This is a genomic window from Pseudomonas sp. JV414 (genome assembly GCF_032424305.1).
GTDB classification, from domain to species: domain Bacteria; phylum Pseudomonadota; class Gammaproteobacteria; order Pseudomonadales; family Pseudomonadaceae; genus Aquipseudomonas; species Aquipseudomonas lini.
Genome location: NZ_VYKC01000007.1, coordinates 194,055 through 212,172 on the forward strand (window position 1 = coordinate 194,055; position 18,118 = coordinate 212,172).

The 18,118-nt window shown below is 57.5% G+C and carries 16 protein-coding genes and 3 tRNA genes; 2 read left to right on the forward strand and 17 right to left on the reverse strand.

Annotated elements, in window-relative coordinates:
- On the reverse strand, positions 1 to 570 hold the full coding sequence (ampD, locus tag F6R97_RS10565; protein WP_038978913.1) for a 1,6-anhydro-N-acetylmuramyl-L-alanine amidase AmpD: 570 nt from the start codon (positions 568 to 570) through the stop codon (positions 1 to 3).
- A 64-nt stretch (positions 571 to 634) separates the two neighbouring features.
- Positions 635 to 2,842 carry a DUF1631 domain-containing protein gene (locus F6R97_RS10570; RefSeq protein ID WP_315866499.1) on the reverse strand — a complete coding sequence of 736 codons (2,208 nt, stop codon included), beginning with the start codon at positions 2,840 to 2,842 and terminating at the stop codon, positions 635 to 637.
- Positions 2,843 to 3,206: 364 nt separating this feature from the next.
- Between F6R97_RS10570 and nadC the strand changes: the two genes are divergently transcribed.
- Positions 3,207 to 4,055 carry a carboxylating nicotinate-nucleotide diphosphorylase gene (gene nadC / locus F6R97_RS10575; protein WP_048396619.1) on the forward strand — a complete coding sequence of 283 codons (849 nt, stop codon included), beginning with the start codon at positions 3,207 to 3,209 and terminating at the stop codon, positions 4,053 to 4,055.
- 50 nt (positions 4,056 to 4,105) lie between these two features.
- Here nadC and F6R97_RS10580 read toward each other — a convergent pair whose 3' ends face one another.
- On the reverse strand, positions 4,106 to 4,411 hold the full coding sequence (locus tag F6R97_RS10580; protein ID WP_030128074.1) for a DUF6388 family protein: 306 nt from the start codon (positions 4,409 to 4,411) through the stop codon (positions 4,106 to 4,108).
- A 284-nt stretch (positions 4,412 to 4,695) separates the two neighbouring features.
- On the opposite strand from F6R97_RS10580, the gene F6R97_RS10585 reads away from it, so the two are divergent.
- On the forward strand, positions 4,696 to 5,241 hold the full coding sequence (locus F6R97_RS10585; protein ID WP_315866500.1) for a hypothetical protein: 546 nt from the start codon (positions 4,696 to 4,698) through the stop codon (positions 5,239 to 5,241).
- A gap of 9 nt (positions 5,242 to 5,250) precedes the next feature.
- Here F6R97_RS10585 and F6R97_RS10590 read toward each other — a convergent pair.
- The 14 genes from F6R97_RS10590 to folP form a co-directional block, all read right to left on the reverse strand.
- A tRNA-Thr gene (locus F6R97_RS10590) sits at positions 5,251 to 5,326 on the reverse strand.
- A 211-nt stretch (positions 5,327 to 5,537) separates the two neighbouring features.
- A complete protein-coding gene (pnp, locus tag F6R97_RS10595; RefSeq protein ID WP_038978909.1) occupies positions 5,538 to 7,643 on the reverse strand; it encodes a polyribonucleotide nucleotidyltransferase in 2,106 nt (701 codons plus the stop codon).
- Positions 7,644 to 7,838: 195 nt separating this feature from the next.
- Positions 7,839 to 8,108 (reverse strand): 30S ribosomal protein S15, encoded by a 270-nt coding sequence (rpsO, locus tag F6R97_RS10600; RefSeq protein ID WP_003177875.1) that lies wholly within the window; start codon positions 8,106 to 8,108, stop codon positions 7,839 to 7,841.
- Between the two features lie 142 nt (positions 8,109 to 8,250).
- Positions 8,251 to 9,168 carry a tRNA pseudouridine(55) synthase TruB gene (gene truB / locus F6R97_RS10605; protein ID WP_008067213.1) on the reverse strand — a complete coding sequence of 306 codons (918 nt, stop codon included), beginning with the start codon at positions 9,166 to 9,168 and terminating at the stop codon, positions 8,251 to 8,253.
- 3 nt (positions 9,169 to 9,171) lie between these two features.
- Complete coding sequence (gene rbfA / locus F6R97_RS10610; protein ID WP_030128077.1) at positions 9,172 to 9,573, reverse strand: 30S ribosome-binding factor RbfA; 402 nt, start codon at positions 9,571 to 9,573, stop codon at positions 9,172 to 9,174.
- Positions 9,574 to 9,732: 159 nt separating this feature from the next.
- Complete coding sequence (gene infB, locus F6R97_RS10615; RefSeq protein WP_038978907.1) at positions 9,733 to 12,264, reverse strand: translation initiation factor IF-2; 2,532 nt, start codon at positions 12,262 to 12,264, stop codon at positions 9,733 to 9,735.
- A gap of 27 nt (positions 12,265 to 12,291) precedes the next feature.
- Positions 12,292 to 13,773 carry a transcription termination factor NusA gene (gene nusA / locus F6R97_RS10620; protein ID WP_007900474.1) on the reverse strand — a complete coding sequence of 494 codons (1,482 nt, stop codon included), beginning with the start codon at positions 13,771 to 13,773 and terminating at the stop codon, positions 12,292 to 12,294.
- Positions 13,774 to 13,820: 47 nt separating this feature from the next.
- Complete coding sequence (gene rimP / locus F6R97_RS10625; RefSeq protein WP_010463487.1) at positions 13,821 to 14,279, reverse strand: ribosome maturation factor RimP; 459 nt, start codon at positions 14,277 to 14,279, stop codon at positions 13,821 to 13,823.
- A 138-nt stretch (positions 14,280 to 14,417) separates the two neighbouring features.
- Positions 14,418 to 14,494: transfer RNA gene (locus F6R97_RS10630), tRNA-Met, on the reverse strand.
- Between the two features lie 96 nt (positions 14,495 to 14,590).
- Positions 14,591 to 14,676, reverse strand: a tRNA-Leu gene (locus F6R97_RS10635).
- A gap of 22 nt (positions 14,677 to 14,698) precedes the next feature.
- Positions 14,699 to 15,082 (reverse strand): preprotein translocase subunit SecG, encoded by a 384-nt coding sequence (secG, locus tag F6R97_RS10640; RefSeq protein WP_030128079.1) that lies wholly within the window; start codon positions 15,080 to 15,082, stop codon positions 14,699 to 14,701.
- A gap of 4 nt (positions 15,083 to 15,086) precedes the next feature.
- Positions 15,087 to 15,842, reverse strand: a complete 756-nt coding sequence (tpiA, locus tag F6R97_RS10645; RefSeq protein ID WP_315866501.1) for a triose-phosphate isomerase — start codon at positions 15,840 to 15,842, stop codon at positions 15,087 to 15,089.
- Between the two features lie 66 nt (positions 15,843 to 15,908).
- Positions 15,909 to 17,246 (reverse strand): phosphoglucosamine mutase, encoded by a 1,338-nt coding sequence (gene glmM, locus F6R97_RS10650; protein WP_038978905.1) that lies wholly within the window; start codon positions 17,244 to 17,246, stop codon positions 15,909 to 15,911.
- Positions 17,247 to 17,262: 16 nt separating this feature from the next.
- Positions 17,263 to 18,114, reverse strand: a complete 852-nt coding sequence (gene folP / locus F6R97_RS10655) for a dihydropteroate synthase (protein WP_048396626.1) — start codon at positions 18,112 to 18,114, stop codon at positions 17,263 to 17,265.
- Positions 18,115 to 18,118 lie beyond the last annotated feature (4 nt).

Consider the following 18,118-nt stretch of genomic DNA (forward strand, 5'->3'; position numbering starts at 1 on the left):
TTACTCCTTTTTTTCCAGAGCAGCTTTTGCCAGAGCCACGCGATAGCGTGCCCAGTCAAACGCCGGTCCCGGATCAGTCTTGCGCCCGGGTGCGATGTCGCTATGCCCGCAGATGCGTTGCGCGGTGATACCCGTGAAGGCGCTTTGCAGCTGTCGCGTCAGGTCCGTCAACACTTGATATTGGGCGTCGGTGAACGGCAGATCATCCGTGCCTTCAAGCTCGATGCCCACGGAAAAATCGTTACAGGTTTCCCGTCCTTCGAAACACGAGACGCCAGCGTGCCAGGCACGCTCAAGACAAGAGACAAACTGAGTGACGGTGCCGTCACGTTCAATCAGAAAATGCGCAGACACCCGCAGGTCGGCTATTCCTGCAAAGTAGGGATGTTCCGTGACATCCAGACGATTCTGGAAAAACTCCTGCACCTTGCCGGTCAGAAACTGCGCTGGCGGCAAACTGATGTTGTGGATCACCAGCAGGGAAATTTCGCCCTCGGGGCGCGCATTGAAGTTGGGCGAGGGGCATATGCGCACGCCCTGACACCAACCGCTCGCGGGGTCCAACTGCATACAGGTTCCTTCAACGACGACTGTGTTGGTGCCCAGTATGCCGCGATAGACCCTCGGCGCGCGATCACTTGCCGTGATTGAGACGCCGCAGGTTGCCCAGCACCGACTCCAGCGCCCGGTCGAACAGCAAGGTGTCGTCCAGCGTTCGCACCGCGCCACGCCGGAACTCCAGGGCCAGACCGCTACGGCTGTGCTCCAGCACTTTCATCCCGGTACGGTTGACGAAGATGTATTTGTCGGTGGCTTCGATGATCGCCGCCAGCTTGCAGCGCAGGGTGTTTTCCTCGTCTTCTTGAAACTCGACCCAGCAGCCCAGGTGCAACTGATCGACCTGAAGCAGAGCAACATCGTCCTCCGGCAAACGCATCGATGCCGTTTCGACCGGACCTTCGTCAGCGGTGCGAAGCACGACTTGCTGCTGCACGTCGACCATCATCAGTGCGTCAACGACCGTGTTTTTCCGGCCTGGCCGTTCGAACAGCTGAACGTGCAAGGCTTCCAGCTCACTGAAAAACTCACTGGTGGCGAATGGGTCGAATGCCGAGCTGCTCAACCCATCGCGCAACGACTTGAGCAACCCCGGCACCAGCGACAACAAGCGCAGGCTCGCGTCAGGTTCGTCATGGTGCTGCACGCTCCAGATCAATTGCGCCATGGTCTGCACATCGGCGTGCCATTCGGCGGATTGATCACCGTGCTTGAGGCAGGTCAGCAACAACACCTTGCTCCAGGCTCCCTGGACAAACGCCACCACGCTGTGCGGCAGCACCTTGCCCACCAACGCCTGGTTCAGCGCCTGCTCGACGCGCTGACGCGCCAGTTCGGTCCTGGCGCGGCCTTCTTCGGCGTCACGGGTGCGTTGCTCGAGTAATTCGCTGCGACGGCGTTCGTCACTGGTGAAGGCAAGAAAATCCGCCAGCAATTCGGAAAAGATCGCCGGGTCATCGACAAAGTCGTTCAGCAAACGCTGCACCACTTGCTCGATGCGCAGGTACAGGCTGTCGCGCTCATGGTCATCGCACTCGCCCCAGCCCATGGCCGCAGCGGCGATTTCGTTGAGCAAACGCCGGGCGGGATGGCTGCTGCGGCTGAAAAAACTTTTGTCGAGCACCGCGACTTTCAGCATCGGAATCTGCAAACGGCCGATCAGCGCCTTCAGGGAGTCCGGCAGGTTACGGTCATCGAGGATGCATTCGAAGAGCATGGCGATCAGGTTGATCACGTCTTCGTCGGCCACCCCCACCACGCGCGACTTGCCGCTTTTGACGCTAACGCGGGTCAGCAGTTGTTCGAGCTGGTTACGCAGATCGAAATCGTCCTGAGCCGCCAGCGCCGGCACGTATTGCTGCAAGTGCGAGAGCAGGCGCAGCAGGTCGCGGGTTGAAATGGGCTGGGTCTGGGCACTGACTTCCAGGGTCGGCGCAACGCTGCCACGCACATGGAACAGCAACTCCTGCAATGCGGCGAAGACTTCCTGCACGTCCTCGTCGATCTGCGTATTGCCAGCCCGCACGCCTGTCTCAGCGGGGTCAGCACGAACACTCGCAGCCGCCCGATCGGTGGCACGCCGCGCCGGGGCGGGCTTGAGGTCCGGCAGCACGCCGGTGGCGATCAGCAGTTGATTGGCTTCGGCGTAAAGCTGATCAGCATTGCTGAGCACATAGCGCTCGAACAGCTTGAGGATGATCAGCTTGACCTTGATCTCCATGCCCAGGTTGCGCCCGGCCTGCAAGAAATACTCGCAGAGCAGCGTCGGCCCCAAGGGGTTGTGCTGCTCGACCAGCGTCTTGCTCAGCAGTGTGCTGAGCCGGGCGGTGAGCTGGTCGAGGGCGAAACCGTCGCGATTCAGCACTTTGCCGACCATGGCCTCCACCGCCACGTTGCGTTCCATGTCGTCGCTGGGCACCGACGTCGAGGCATCGAAAACCAATGTCCGGGGCAAGGCAGTTTGAGAAATGTCGTACTGCGCGAGGCTGACGAAGGCCTCGAAGAATTGCTCGAGAAATCCGCGTTCGATGCTTTTGCGCTTGAGGCGCAAATCGCGCATGGCCTCGAAGAAGATGTTTTGCTCGACATTGTTTCGGGCTCGGTCGGCCATTTCGAACAGGGTGTCGTCGGCGTTATCGAACAGCTCCTGCAAACCTTGCTTGAGCTGTTGAGCAGCCTTGTCGCGAACCTGAAGCAGAATCACGGGCAGGCGGGCGAGCGGCGAGTGAGTCGCCTGGTCGGTAGCGGCCTTGTGCAAAGGCACTACATTCCCGTCGTTGTGCATCCAAGCCTCCTGAAACGGTGATTCTTCGGTTCGGTTCGGTGAGAAAGATCGAGCACGCAGGCCACACAGCCGGCGCTCAACGGGGACAGTCGCCACCCGTTGTCATTCAATAATAAGGAATCCAGAGTTACGTCAAAGCTATGACGTCAAATGCAAGGCGAATTATCTGCAAAAGACTCTCCTTGTGCCAGCAGACTCTGCCCTTCCCCAAGAAATAGACGTTTATGAGGGCCCCTTGCTTAGCGACGGTTGCTCGCGCCAATCGACCAAATGCAGGTTGGCAAGCGATGGAATAGCCGTTGATGCCTTGGGTTGCCTCGCAGCATGGCCCTATAATCGGACCACTTTGTTTGTGGAGCCCGTTATGCCGAATCTACGTCTCGCCGATTTGACCGCCGAAATCGAAGCCAACGTGCGCCGTGCGTTGCTCGAGGACATCGGCAGCGGCGACATCACCGCGCAACTGATCCCGGCTGAACGCCTGGCCAAAGCCACCATCATCACTCGCGATGCCGCCGTCATTAGCGGCACCGCTTGGGTCGATGCCGTGTTTCGGCAGCTGGATCCGCGGGTTGCGGTGCACTGGCAGGTAGCCGATGGTGAACGGGTGAAACCCAATCAGGTGCTATTCCATCTCGAAGGCCCGGCACGCTCGCTGCTGACGGGTGAACGCAGCGCTCTTAATTTCCTGCAATTGCTGTCCGGCGTGGCCACTCGCGCGCAGTACCTGGCCGATTTCGTCGCCGAGACTCAGGTGAAGTTGCTCGACACCCGCAAAACCCTGCCGGGGCTGCGCCTGGCCCAGAAATACGCCGTGACTTGCGGCGGTTGCCATAACCACCGCATCGGCCTGTATGACGCCTTCCTGATCAAGGAAAACCATATCGCCGCCTGCGGTGGCATTCCTGAGGCTATCGCGGCCGCGCACAAGATCGCCCCGGGCAAACCGGTGGAGATTGAAGTGGAGAGTCTGGAGGAGCTGAAGGAAGCACTGGCGGCGGGTGCCGACATCATCATGCTCGATGAACTGAGCCTGGATGACATGCGTGAAGCCGTGCGCCTGAACGCCGGCAAGGCAAAACTGGAGGCCAGCGGTGGTATCAACGAAAGTACGTTGCTGCCAATCGCCGAAACCGGGGTGGATTATATTTCGATTGGTGCGATGACCAAGGATGTGAAGGCTGTGGATCTGTCGATGCGACTGAGTCTCTGATCACGCCTTTGATATAAAAAATGCCAGCCTGATGAAGGCTGGCATTTTTTTTAGACCACCAGATTGTTCATCTCGCAGTACTCTTCCCACTCGACGCCCAATACCTCGGCCGCCTCCTTGTGCAGCGCCAGGCGCGCGGCCTCGAACTCTTCGGGGGTTGTGGTGTATTTGAGCGTCAGTTCCCACGGCTGCAAGCCCTGAGCTTCCGCCTCATCCTCGAACGCCCACTGGATCTGGTCTTTCTGATCGTCGGCGGGCAAGTCCTTGATCTCTTCCAGCAACTGGGGCGCGTCCAGCACGTATTTTTTCAGGGCTTCTTCGTGTCTGGCTTCTTGGGTCAATTCTTTAACGGTCATGGCGTTCTCGCTGATCTGGGGAATGGAAGATGGATCTGGATCATCAAGGATCTCTCTGACGCAAAAAACCGTTTGAAGCCCGGTTTGTCTGGCCTTCAGAACCATTCGGGATCATCTGAAAACTGCTGGGCGATGCTCATGCAGACAACGAATATAGGACGTTTTGTCGATGAATTACACGGGTCTTTACATAAAAAACCACCTGAAAGAAGCCGTGGGAACATAAGTCGAAATCCCAAGTCATAGCGATGTGCCACATCGGCACTTCACAAGGAACCCCAGTGATGCGCATTTTTTCGAAGCTTTTGTCTACCCAGCTTGCCACCGCTACCCTCCTGCTTGGCAGTCTGACATTGGCCAGCGCGGCTCAAGCGGCTGTCGAAGTCACCTCTGACCCTTCGCTGTACTCCGACAAAATCTCCGCCCTCCACAATTCATTCGGCAAGGACACACTCGTCAGAACCAGCGTCAGCATCGATGACCTGGAAAACCTGCAAAAAACCGTGAAGGCCAACGCCAGCGAACTGGAAAGCCAGAAGCGCATCATCAGCGAGCAGGCCCGTCAGATCGAAGAACTCAAACGCAACAGCGGTTCCAGCTCAAACTCCAGCAGCAAAGAGATTGACGATCTCAAGCGCACGGTCAATGAGCAGGAGCGCGATCTGAACAACCTTGGCAAGCAAGTGGAAGAGCTAAAGCGCAACAACGGCTCCAGCTCAAGCTCGAACAGCAGCGAAATCTCCAGTCTCAAACGGGAGATCAGCGATCAGGATCGCGCGATGGATCAACTCAAGCGCACCGTCGAGGATCTGAGCAGAAAGGTGAAATGAAGAAGAGAATGGTGCCCGAGACAGGAATCGAACCTGCGACCTTCGCGTTACGAGTGCGCTGCTCTACCGGCTGAGCTACACGGGCTGTGGGCTAAACCTAGCACTGGCTTCGGGGTCCGGCAACTTGGCGCACCGCAAAATCAAAAGATCGCAGCCTTCGGCAGCTCCTACATTGGGCTTGTGTAGGAGCTGCCGAAGGCTGCGATCTTTTGATCTTTCTGCACATAAAAAAATGCCCCGCCGTTTTCACGGCGGGGCATTTTTATAACGTTGAAGCGGTCAGGCGAAGGGGGTGATTAAACGCCCGAAGCCTTGGCTGCTGCTACGTCTTTGATGGACAGCTTGATACGGCCGCGGTTGTCCACGTCCAGTACCAGTACTTCCACTTCCTGGCCTTCTTTCAGGATGTCGGTCACTTTCTCAACGCGAGCATCGCTCAGCATCGAGATGTGAACCAGACCGTCCTTGCCCGGCAGGATGTTGACGAATGCGCCGAAGTCGACGATGCGCTCAACCTTACCAACGTAGATCTTGCCGATTTCAGCTTCTGCGGTGATGCCCAGAACGCGCTGACGTGCCGCTTCAGCCGCTTCCTTGGTTTCGCCGAAGATCTTGATCGAACCGTCGTCTTCGATGTCGATCGAAGCCTTGGTTTCTTCACAGATCGCACGAATGGTCGCGCCGCCTTTACCGATGACATCACGGATTTTGTCGGTGTCGATTTTCATCGCGATCATGGTCGGAGCGTTTTCCGACAGCTCGGTACGGGACTGAGCAATGATCTGGTTCATCTGACCGAGGATGTTCTGGCGCGCTTCCAGGGCTTGGCCCAGAGCGATTTCCATGATTTCTTCGGTGATGCCTTTGATCTTGATGTCCATCTGCAGCGCGGTAACGCCTTTGGCAGTACCCGCTACTTTGAAGTCCATGTCGCCGAGGTGGTCTTCGTCACCCAGGATGTCGGTCAGGACGGCGAATTTCTCGCCTTCTTTAACCAGACCCATGGCGATGCCGGCAACCGGTGCCTTCATCGGAACGCCGGCATCCATCAGCGCCAGGGAAGCGCCGCAGACCGAAGCCATGGAGCTCGAACCGTTGGACTCGGTGATTTCCGACACAACACGGATGGTGTACGGGAACACGTCGGCAGCAGGCAGCATGGCCTGAATCGAACGACGGGCCAGACGGCCGTGACCGATTTCACGACGACCAGCGCCACCCATGCGACCACACTCACCTACCGAGAACGGAGGGAAGTTGTAGTGCAGCATGAACGGGTCTTTTTTCTCGCCTTCCAGGGTGTCCAGCAGTTGTGCGTCACGGGCGGTGCCCAGAGTGGCAACAACAAGAGCCTGGGTTTCGCCACGGGTGAACAGAGCCGAACCGTGAGTCTTTGGCAGGACACCGACTTCGATGTTCAGCGGACGTACAGTCTTGGTGTCGCGACCATCGATACGCGGCTTGCCGTTTACGATGTTTTCGCGAACGGTGCGGTATTCGATTTCGCCGAAAGCAGCTTTGACTTCAGCGGAAGTCGGCTGACCTTCTTCACCGGACAGGTTGGCAACCACCTGGTCTTTCAGTTCGCCCAGACGAGCGTAACGGTCGGCCTTGATGGTGATGGTGTAAGCCTGGGAGATCGCGTCGCCGAACTCGGCACGGATAGCGCCCAGCAGAGCGGTAGCTTCTGGTTGTGGAGCCCAGGCCCAAGTCGGCTTGGCAGCTTCGGCAGCCAGTTCTTTAACAGCGTTGATCACAACCTGGAATTCGTCTTGAGCAAACAGTACCGCGCCCAGCATCTGGTCTTCAGTCAGCTCTTTAGCTTCCGATTCAACCATCAGAACGGCATCCGAAGTACCGGCAACGACCATGTCCAGGCTCGAAGCTTTCAGTTGCTCGTAAGTCGGGTTCAGCAGGTAACCGGTGCTTTCATGGAACGCAACGCGGGCAGCGCCGATCGGGCCATCGAAAGGAATGCCGGAGATGGCCAGGGCAGCCGAGGTACCGATCATCGCAGCGATGTCCGGATCGGTCTTCTTGCTGGTGGAAACGACGGTGCAGACAACCTGCACTTCGTTCATGAAGCCTTCTGGGAACAGCGGACGGATCGGACGGTCGATCAGTCGGGAAGTCAGGGTTTCTTTCTCGGAAGGACGGCCTTCACGCTTGAAGAAACCGCCAGGGATCTTACCGGCAGCGTAAGTCTTTTCCTGGTAGTGAACGGACAGAGGGAAGAAGCCCTTGCCTGGATCGGCTTGTTTGGCACCAACGACGGTCACCAATACGCTGACGTCGTCGTCAACGGTGACCAATACTGCGCCGGAGGCCTGACGGGCGATACGGCCAGTCTCGAGGGTAACGGTCGACTGACCGAACTGGAATTTTTTGATTACCGGGTTCACGGTGTCCTACCTTCTTTTGTGGCTCTTGGGGAACTTGTCTTCTTGCGAAATTCTTGGGCAATGTCGGGAATCGGCCCAACACCTGTCCAGGGTAAAACGTGTATCCAGATAAAACTTGAGGCTGGGAGCCTGCCATGCGCCAGCGGGAAACCCACTGACGCACGACAGACAACCAACCTCTAGCGCAATCGCTTATTAGCGACGCAGACCCAGGCGACCGATCAGAGTCTGATAACGACCCAGATCCTTGCCTTTCAGGTAGTCCAGCAGCTTACGGCGCTGGTTTACCATGCGGATCAGACCACGACGGGAGTGGTGATCTTTACCGTTGGCCTTGAAGTGACCTTGCAGCTTGTTGATGTTGTGGGTCAGCAGTGCAACTTGCACTTCTGGCGAACCAGTGTCACCAACAGCTTGCTGGTAGTCAGCTACGATTTGAGCTTTTTCTTGAACGTCGAGAGCCATGAGGCAATCCTTTTATCAGGAAACTGTTTCAAAGAAACAGCTTCAACAGGCCAGGGACAAATCCCTGTATCTATAAATGAGTAGTGACCATGCCTGTTAACAGCCACACTCGCCGGCCTGCTGTTACACAGGCCGGTTTCGGTCATTCTGACCGAATCAGTCGACGCGGCGCGATGCGCCCGTCTTCGCTCACTTCACCGATACCGATGAAGCGACCGTTGTGATCCTGTACCCGTACCATGCCGAACTTCGGTGCATCCGGGGCGCGTACCGGTTGGCCGTTAAGCCAGTAGAACGCGCTGTGCTCCGAAAAATGCAACAGTGGCCAGTCCAGCAGGCCGCTGTCCGATGGCATCAGGAAGCGGTCGACCGCCTCGTTGCCGCCTTCGGCATGTACCGCTTCCAACTCTTCAAGCGTGACAGTCTGCGCCAGCGTGAAAGGCCCGGCCTGGGTACGTCGCAATTCTGCAACGTAAGCGCCACAACCGAGTTGCTCACCGATATCCTCCACCAGGGTGCGGATATAGGTGCCTTTGCTGCAATCCACCGCAAGCCGCGCAGTATCACCCTCAAAGGCCAGCAATTCCAAGCGCGCAATAGTAACAGAACGCGGTTCGCGCTCCACTACTTCGCCCGCACGGGCCAGCTTGTACAGCGGCTGGCCATCACGCTTGAGCGCCGAGTACATCGGCGGTATCTGACTGATTTGCCCACGAAATTTCGGCAGCACAGCTTCGATATCGGCGCGACCAACGGTCACCGGGCGTTCCAGCAAAACTTCACCTTCGGCATCGGCCGTGGTGGTGGTCTTGCCCAGTTGCGCCAGGGTTTCATAAGCCTTGTCGGAATCGAGCAGGTATTGCGAGAACTTGGTGGCCTCGCCGAAGCACAACGGCAGCACGCCGGTGGCCAGCGGGTCAAGACTGCCGGTGTGCCCGGCCTTCTCGGCGTTGAGCAACCAGCGGACCTTCTGCAATGCCGCGTTGGAGGTGAACCCCAGCGGCTTGTCGAGCAGGATGATGCCGCTGACGTTACGACGGATACGTTTGACCTGAGCCACCGATTACTCCTTGGCGTCTTCGGGTTCAGCCGCAACCGGGTGCTGATTGTCTTCAGCCACCGCACGCTCGATCAGGGCCGACAGATGCGCGCCACGCACGACGCTTTCGTCGTAATGGAAGTGCAACTGCGGAACGCTGCGCAACTTCATTTCGCGAGCCAACTGCATGCGCAGGAAACCGGCGGCGGAGTTGAGCACCTTGATGCTTTGCGCGATGTCTTCAGCGCTGTCCTGGCCCATCACGGTGATGAAGATCTTGGCGTGACCGACGTCACGGCTGACTTCAACAGCGGTAATGGTGACCAGGCCGACGCGCGGGTCTTTGACTTCACGACGGATCAGCTGTGCCAGCTCACGCTGCATCTGATCGCCGATACGTTGGGTACGGCTGTATTCTTTTGCCATGTCTTGTTACCTGTTACTGCCCCACGGTGAAACCCGAGGGGTCTGAAAGCGGCAAACGCCCGGCCTGACAAAAGCCAGACCGGGCGTTGCGTTTAGAGTCCGGACGTTGCGCCGCGCATCTGCATGCGGCGGCTCATCGTGGCCCTTGAAGTGCGCGAGTTAGAGGCTGCGAGCAACCTGAACCTTCTCGAAGACTTCGATCTTGTCGCCGACTTTGACGTCGTTGTAGCTCTTCACGCCGATACCGCACTCCATGCCGGCACGTACTTCGGAAGCGTCATCCTTGAAGCGGCGCAGGGATTCCAGCTCGCCTTCGAAGATAACGATGTCTTCACGCAGTACACGGATTGGACGGTTACGGTGAACAACACCTTCGATAACCATGCAACCGGCGATCGCGCCAAACTTCGGCGAACGGAACACGTCACGCACTTCAGCGGTACCCAGGATGTTCTCGCGAACATCGCTGCCCAGCATACCGGTGAGGGCTTTCTTGACGTCTTCGATGATGTCGTAGATCACGTTGTAGTAACGCATATCCAGACCTTCCTGCTCGACGATCTTGCGAGCGCCAGCATCGGCACGCACGTTGAAGCCGAACAGTACAGCGTTGGAGGCCAATGCCAGGTTGGCGTCGGATTCGGTGATACCACCGACACCGCCACCCACTACACGCACTTGCACTTCGTCGTTACCCAGGCCGTTCAAGGCACCGTTCAACGCTTCCAGCGAACCACGGACGTCGGATTTGAGGACGATGTTGAGCGTCTTCTTCTCTGCCTGGCCCATGTTTTCGAAGATGTTTTCCAGCTTGCCGGCGTGAGCACGGGCCAGCTTGACTTCGCGGAACTTGCCTTGACGGAACAGAGCCACTTCACGGGCTTTCTTCTCGTCGGACAGCACGCTCATCTCATCGCCAGCGTCCGGGGTACCGTCCAGGCCGAGGATCTCGACAGGGATGGAAGGACCGGCTTCTTTGATCGGCTTGCCGTTCTCGTCGAGCATGGCGCGAACGCGGCCATAGTTCGAACCGACCAGCACCATGTCGCCTTGGCGCAGGGTACCGTCTTGAACCAGAACGGTTGCAACCGGGCCACGACCTTTGTCGAGACGCGATTCAACCACGACGCCACGGCCAGGAGCCGAAGGGGTCGCTTTCAGTTCGAGAACTTCAGCTTGCAGCAGAACAGCTTCGAGCAACTCGTCCACGCCAGTACCGACTTTCGCCGAAACCGATACGAACGGGGTGTCGCCGCCCCACTCTTCCGAAGTCACGCCGTGAACCGACAGTTCGCTACGGATGCGATCGAGATCGGCGCCCGGCTTGTCGATTTTGTTCACAGCAACGACCAGTGGAACACCGGCAGCCTTGGCGTGCTGGACAGCTTCAATGGTCTGCGGCATTACGCCGTCGTCCGCTGCAACTACCAGGATCACGATGTCAGTTGCCTTGGCACCACGAGCACGCATGGCGGTAAACGCGGCGTGACCCGGGGTGTCGAGGAAAGTGACCATGCCGCGATCAGTTTCAACGTGGTACGCACCGATGTGCTGGGTGATACCGCCGGCTTCGCCAGCAGCTACCTTGGCACGACGGATGTAGTCGAGCAGCGAGGTTTTACCGTGGTCAACGTGGCCCATTACGGTCACAACCGGTGCACGGGAGAACGTCTCACCTTCAAACTTCAGGGACTCAGCCAGGGAATCTTCCAGGGCGGTGTCGCTGACCAGGGTCACTTTGTGGCCCAGTTCTTCGGCTACCAGCTGAGCAGTTTCCTGATCAAGCACCTGGTTGATGGTCGCTGGAGTACCCAGTTTGAACATGAACTTGATGATTTCAGCAGCCTTGACCGACATCTGATTGGCGAGATCGCCAACGGTGATGGTCTCGCCAATCTGCACATCACGCACGACAGGGCCGGTTGGGCTCTGGAAACCGTGGGCGTTGCGTTTCTTCAGCTTGGCCTTGCCGCGACCACCACGACGGAAGCCATCGCTTTCTTCGTCGGTAGTACGTGGCGCAACACGTGGCGCAGGCGCTTTCTCTTTGACCGAAGCACGATGCGGAGCGTTTTTGCGCTCGCCATCGCCACCGCCGCTGCGACGATTGTTATCGTCGGCACGTGGTTTGTCCGGACGGCGTTGTTCGTTCTGCTTGTTGCGAACATCAGCAGACGGTGCTGGTGCAGCAGCCACAACCGGCGCGCTTTCACGCACTGGCTCGGCAACGGCAGCAGGCGCTGCAACAGCGTCGGTAGTACCGTTTTGCGCAGCAGCAGGCTGGCGACGCGCTTCTTCTTCGGCGCGACGCTTGGCTTCTTCTTCAGCCTTCTGACGTGCAGCATTTTCTACTGCGCGGCGTTCTTCCAGTTCGCGTTTGCGCTCGGCTTCGATTTCTTCCGGGCTGCGTTGTACGAAGACTTTCTTCTTCCGTACTTCAACGCTGATGCTCTTGCTACCAGCAACACGCAGGGTGCTGGTGGTTTTGCGCTGCAATGTAATCTTGCGCGGTTCTTCCACTTTCGCCTTGTGGCTGCTCTTCAAGTGAGTCAGCAAAGACTGCTTCTCACTATCGCTCACACCTTCATCGGCGGCGGTGTGCGGCAGACCTGCCTCACGCATCTGCTGCAACAGGCGCTCTACCGGTGTTTTGACCTCATCGGCCAGTTGTTTCACCGTGACTTGCGTCATGCACTTCTCTCCTCAGGCCGCGCCTAATTACTCGAACCAATGGGCTCGGGCGGCCATGATCAACTTGCCGGCACGATCATCGTCAATGCCGTCGATGTCGAGCAGGTCGTCAATAGACTGCTCGGCCAGGTCTTCGCGGGTAATTACGCCGCGCACCGCCAGTTCCATCGCCAAATCCTTGTCCATACCCTCAAGCGAGAGCAGGTCTTCGGCCGGATGGGCGTCTGCCAGCTTTTCCTCAGTAGCGATGGCTTTAGTCAACAAACGATCCTTGGCGCGAGCGCGAAGCTCGTTGACGGTTTCTTCGTCAAAGCCGTCGATGTTGAGCATTTCTTCCAACGGTACGTAGGCAATCTCTTCCAGGCTGGTAAAGCCTTCATCTACCAGCACCTGTGCCAGGTCTTCGTCGACTTCCAGCTCGTCGATGAAGTTGCGCAGGATGTCGCCGGTTTCTGCTTGCTGCTTAGCCTGGATGTCCGATTCGGTCATCACGTTCAGGGTCCAGCCAGTCAACTGGCTAGCCAGACGCACGTTCTGACCACCGCGACCGATGGCCTGAGCAAGATTGTCTGCGCCAACGGCGATGTCCATTGCATGGGCATCTTCGTCGACGATAATTGCCGCCACTTCAGCCGGCGACATTGCATTGATCACGAACTGAGCCGGGTTATCGTCCCACAGAACGATATCCACACGCTCACCGCCCAATTCGCCCGACACTGCCTGGACGCGCGAACCGCGCATACCGATGCAAGCGCCTTGCGGATCAATGCGTTTGTCCTTGGAGCGGACCGCGATCTTGGCGCGCGAACCCGGGTCGCGGGACGCAGCCATTACTTCGATCAGGCCTTCAGCGATTTCCGGCACTTCGATGCGGAACAACTCGATCAGCATTTCCGGCGCGGTACGCGACAGGATCAACTGAGGGCCGCGGTTCTCGGTGCGGATTTCCTTGAGCAGCGCACGCAGACGCACGCCAACCCGGAAGGTTTCGCGAGAAATGATGTCTTCACGGGCCAGCAACGCTTCAGCGTTATTGCCCAGATCGACGATCACGTTGTCGCGGGTGACTTTCTTCACGGTGCCGGAGATGATTTCTCCCAGGCGCTCGCGATAGGCGTCAACGACTTGAGCACGCTCGGCTTCGCGAACTTTCTGCACGATGACCTGCTTGGCGGTCTGTGCAGCAATGCGGCCGAACTCGATGGATTCGATCTTTTCTTCGACAACATCGCCGACCTTGGCACCAGGATGCGTTTCTGCAACCTTGCTCGGCCAGGTTTCGATGGCCGGATCGTCCAGGTCTGCTTCTTCGACGACCGTCCAGCGACGGAATGTCTCGTAAGCACCGGTGTGGCGATTGATTTCCACACGCAGATCGACTTCGTCCTCAAAACGCTTTTTGGTAGCAGTGGCCAGGGCCAGCTCCAGCGCTTCAAAAATTACGTTTGCCGGTACGCCCTTTTCATTGGATACCGACTCAACAACCAGCAGTACTTCTTTGCTCATCGTACGCCTCGCCTTTCGCAAGCCATTGGATCCGCGGGATCCGCGTCTCAGTCAAAACTGGGAATAATGTTGGCCTTGTCGATCATATCGATCGGCAACAGGAACTCATGGTCTTCAACCTGCACCACGACGTCCTGCTCTTCTACACCGCGCAGAAGGCCCTGAAAGTTGCGCCGACCTTCAAAAGGCGAGCGCAGCTTGATCTTCACTTGTTCACCGGCAAATTTTGCAAACTGCTCAATAGTGAACAGTGGGCGTTCCATGCCAGGCGAGGAAACTTCAAGGGTGTATTCAACGGCGATCGGATCTTCAACATCCAGTACACCGCTGATCTGACGGCTGACGATGGCACAATCGTCCACCAGCACGCCGCCCTCTTTATCAATATAAACGCGCAACATTGAGTGGCGACCTTGAGCCGAAAACTCAATACCCCAGCATTCATAGCCTAGGGCCACGACCACCGGGGCCAGCAAGGCCTGCAACTCTTCTAGCTTGCTCGACACCTGAACCCCCTCGTGCATGTATGTGCATGCTGTGCAAAATAAAAAAATGGGCGAAACGCCCATCCTTGAAACGCCGTTGAACAGCGGCGTTGAAAGTGTCCAGCTAACAAAAAGCCCCTGAAAAGGGGCTCCTTAAACTGGTTGCGGGGGCCGGATTTGAACCGACGACCTTCGGGTTATGAGCCCGACGAGCTACCAGACTGCTCCACCCCGCGACAAAGCTGGGGCGGAAGTATACGACCGATCCCTGACAGGGTCAATGTAACCTTCCACCTACAAGAAAGCCCGCAACAGCGGGCTCTCCTGATAATTGGTACCGAGAAGGGGACTCGAACCCCTACACCCTATGGGCACAACCACCTCAAGGTTGCGTGTCTACCAATTCCACCACCTCGGCAATACTACGTTTGAAACCCTTCTTACTTTTGCTCTTGAGCTGGAGGCACGTCAGTCGCTGGAGTAGCCGACTTTTGCTCTTGAAGCACCGGGACATCATCAGAAGCCGGTTGTTGCTTTGGAACTTCCAACACTGCTGGATTTGGCAAACCTACTTGAGTCAGCTCATGAGCCTTCTCTTTAGCAAAGTAACCTAACCCCAAGCTGGTTATGAAGAAACCGGCGGCAAGTATAGCAGTAAACTTACTAAGAAAGGTAGAGGAACCTTGGCTTCCGAACACAGTATTTGAAGCACCTGCTCCGAAAGACGCGCCAGCATCCGCACCTTTACCCTGCTGCAGCAAAACCAGAGCAACTACGCCCAATGCACCCAGCAGATGAAAAACGACTACGACTGTTTCCAGCATTTTTTCAGTTTCCCGCGGCGCGACAAATCGCACCGAACTCATCTGCATTCAGGGAAGCTCCACCAATGAGCCCCCCATCGATATCCGGCATGCCGAACAGTTCGACCGCATTGGCCGCCTTCACGCTGCCGCCGTATAGAAGCCGCACACCTTGCGCGACTTCAGAATTCTCTGCCGCCAACTGAGCGCGAATGGCTGCATGCACATCCTGCGCCTGCTGCGGCGAAGCAGTCAGCCCGGTGCCTATGGCCCAGACCGGCTCGTAAGCGATTACTGCCTTTGCAAAGACACCCACACCCAGCTCCTCAATGATACTGCCAAGCTGACGCCCGACAACCTCAAGAGTTTTTCCAGCTTCGCGCTCTTCGAGGGTCTCCCCTACGCACAACACCGGAATCAAGCCACATGCCTGCGCCGCTGCGAACTTGCGAATCAGCATTCCATCCCGCTCGCCCATTATCTGACGGCGTTCAGAGTGCCCGACAAGCACCAGGGAACAACCTGCATCCACCAACTGACTCGGCGCAATTTCACCGGTCAATGCACCTTGCATGGATTCCACTGCAGAATTCTGCGCGCCGACCGAAATCGACTTGCCTTTCAAGCCATCAATCACTTGATTGATATGCAAGCAAGGCGGGAATACCGCGACATCAACACCGCTTGGCAAGGCCAGATGACTAAGGCCATTGATCAGCTCAGCGACGCTGGCGCGGGTACCGTGCATCTTCCAGTTACCAGCTACCATAGGGCGACGCATGCTGTACCTCGTCGGTCAAAGTGGGCGCAGATGTTACCCAACACAATCATGGCTGGCAAGCCGAAATCAGGCAGAAACTTCAGTTACCAGTTTTGCCAGCTCTTCGGCGTAACCGCGAACCTGCATTTCGTCCTCGCCTTCGACCATGACCCGCACCAGCGGCTCTGTCCCGGACTTGCGCAACAGCACGCGCCCACGACCGGCCATCGCCTGGGTAACACGGTCACTCGCTTCCTTGACTTTCGGATGCTCGAGCGGACTCGCACCACCACCAAACCGGACATTGATCAGCACCTGAGGACACTTGCGCAGCGCCTGACGGGATTGAGCCAGGCCTTCTGTGCGTCTCTTCAGCGCCATCAACACCTGCAGCGCAGCAATGATCGCATCACCAGTGGTGGTGTGACTGAAGCAGACAATGTGCCCCGAATTCTCCCCACCCACCTGCCAATCGCGCTCCAGTAACTCGGAGATCACGTAACGGTCGCCAACGTTGGCGCGCACAAAAGGAATTGCCAGATCCGCCAGGGCCAATTCCAGCCCCAGGTTACTCATCAGCGTACCGACCACACCGCCCTGCAACTTGCCACGCTCTTGCAGATCGCGAGCAATGATAAACAACAACTCATCGCCGTCGACGACAGTGCCAGTGTGATCAACCATCTGGACCCGGTCACCATCACCGTCAAAGGCAATACCCAAATCGGCGTGCTCGGCCAATACGGCAGCTTGCAATGGCTCCATATGGGTCGAACCGCAATTCTCATTGATGTTCAGGCCATTAGGATGAGCAGAAAGCACAACGACATCGGCCCCCAGCTCACGGAACACACTAGGCGCCACTTTATAGGTCGCACCATGGGCACAGTCGATCACGATCTTCAGCCCTGCGAAACTGGTGCCGGTCGGAACGCTGCTCTTGCAGAATTCGATATAACGGCCCGAGGCATCGTTGATTCGCGATACTTTGCCGATCTTGCTCGACTCAACCACGGTCATCGGGGTGTCGAGCAACTCTTCAATCATCAATTCGACTTCATCCGGAAGCTTGGTGCCCTTCCCGGAGAAAAACTTGATGCCGTTGTCGTCATGAGGGTTGTGCGAAGCGCTGATCACGATGCCGGCTTCGGCATGAAAGGTACGTGTCAGATAGGCGATGGCCGGCGTCGGCATCGGCCCCAGGAGCATCACATCAGCACCTGCCGAGGTCAGCCCGGCCTCAAGCGCCGATTCGAACATGTAACCGGAGATCCGGGTGTCCTTGCCCACGAGCACCTTGCAGGCACCCATGCTGCGAAATGCCATGCCTGCCGCCCAGCCAAGCTTGAGCATGAAATCAGGAGTAATCGGGTATTCACCGACCCGACCACGAATGCCGTCGGTGCCAAAGTATTTTTTGCTCATAAGTACTCCATCATTCTTATTCGGCTGATTCTACTGCGGCAATCATTCGCACTACGTCGACCGTTTCAGCCACATCATGGACGCGCAATATACGCGCCCCCTTGATTGAAGCCAGTGCCGCGAGCGCTAAACCGCCATGCAGGCGCTCTCCCACCGGCCGATTCAAGGCATGCCCGATCATGCTCTTTCGCGAAACCCCGACCAACAGGGGCCGCCCCAAGGCATGCAAGGCCTCCATATGCTTAAACAAGCTCAAGTTGTGCTGCAAGGTTTTCGCGAAGCCGAAGCCCGGATCGAGGATGATCCGCTCGGCGGGAATGCCTACCGACGCACACTGGAGCATCCGCTCGGCGAGAAACTCGCCAACCTCTTTCGTCACATCCTGGTACTGCGGATTGTCCTGCATGTCGCCCGGCTCACCGAGCATATGCATCAGACACACCGGCAAACCGGTGGCTGCAGCCGCATCCAGAGCTCCGTCCCGGCGTAACGAACGCACATCATTGATCAAACCCGCCCCCAGCCTTGCGGTTTCACGCATGACCGCCGGTGTGGAGGTATCGACCGAGATGATCACATCGAGTTCACGACTGATGCGCTCAACGATAGGCGCTACACGCTCGAGCTCTTCAAGCGGTGAAACCGCCCCGGCACCGGGCCGGGTCGATTCGCCACCAACGTCGATCAGCGTCGCGCCAGCCGCCACCATCGCCTCGGCGTGACGCAGGGCTGCATCCAGCTGACTGTATTGGCCGCCATCGGAAAAGGAGTCGGGAGTGACATTGAGAATGCCCATGACATGCGTCTGGGCCAAATCAAGAACCCGGTTGCCGCAAGGCAACCGGGTCGAAGACCGAACAGAAGTCATTTCA

Coding starts and splice junctions, on each gene's coding strand:
- F6R97_RS10570 (WP_315866499.1), bottom strand. CDS start 2,842: ATGCACAACGACGGGAATGTAGTGCCTTTGCACAAGGCCGCTACCGAC.
- glmM (WP_038978905.1), bottom strand. CDS start 17,246: ATGAGCAAAAAATACTTTGGCACCGACGGCATTCGTGGTCGGGTCGGT.
- secG (WP_030128079.1), bottom strand. CDS start 15,082: ATGCTGGAAACAGTCGTAGTCGTTTTTCATCTGCTGGGTGCATTGGGC.
- rpsO (WP_003177875.1), bottom strand. CDS start 8,108: ATGGCTCTCGACGTTCAAGAAAAAGCTCAAATCGTAGCTGACTACCAG.
- folP (WP_048396626.1), bottom strand. CDS start 18,114: ATGACTTCTGTTCGGTCTTCGACCCGGTTGCCTTGCGGCAACCGGGTT.
- tpiA (WP_315866501.1), bottom strand. CDS start 15,842: ATGCGTCGCCCTATGGTAGCTGGTAACTGGAAGATGCACGGTACCCGC.
- F6R97_RS10585 (WP_315866500.1), top strand. CDS start 4,696: ATGCGCATTTTTTCGAAGCTTTTGTCTACCCAGCTTGCCACCGCTACC.
- infB (WP_038978907.1), bottom strand. CDS start 12,264: ATGACGCAAGTCACGGTGAAACAACTGGCCGATGAGGTCAAAACACCG.
- ampD (WP_038978913.1), bottom strand. CDS start 570: ATGCAGTTGGACCCCGCGAGCGGTTGGTGTCAGGGCGTGCGCATATGC.
- nusA (WP_007900474.1), bottom strand. CDS start 13,773: ATGAGCAAAGAAGTACTGCTGGTTGTTGAGTCGGTATCCAATGAAAAG.
- nadC (WP_048396619.1), top strand. CDS start 3,207: ATGCCGAATCTACGTCTCGCCGATTTGACCGCCGAAATCGAAGCCAAC.
- rbfA (WP_030128077.1), bottom strand. CDS start 9,573: ATGGCAAAAGAATACAGCCGTACCCAACGTATCGGCGATCAGATGCAG.
- F6R97_RS10580 (WP_030128074.1), bottom strand. CDS start 4,411: ATGACCGTTAAAGAATTGACCCAAGAAGCCAGACACGAAGAAGCCCTG.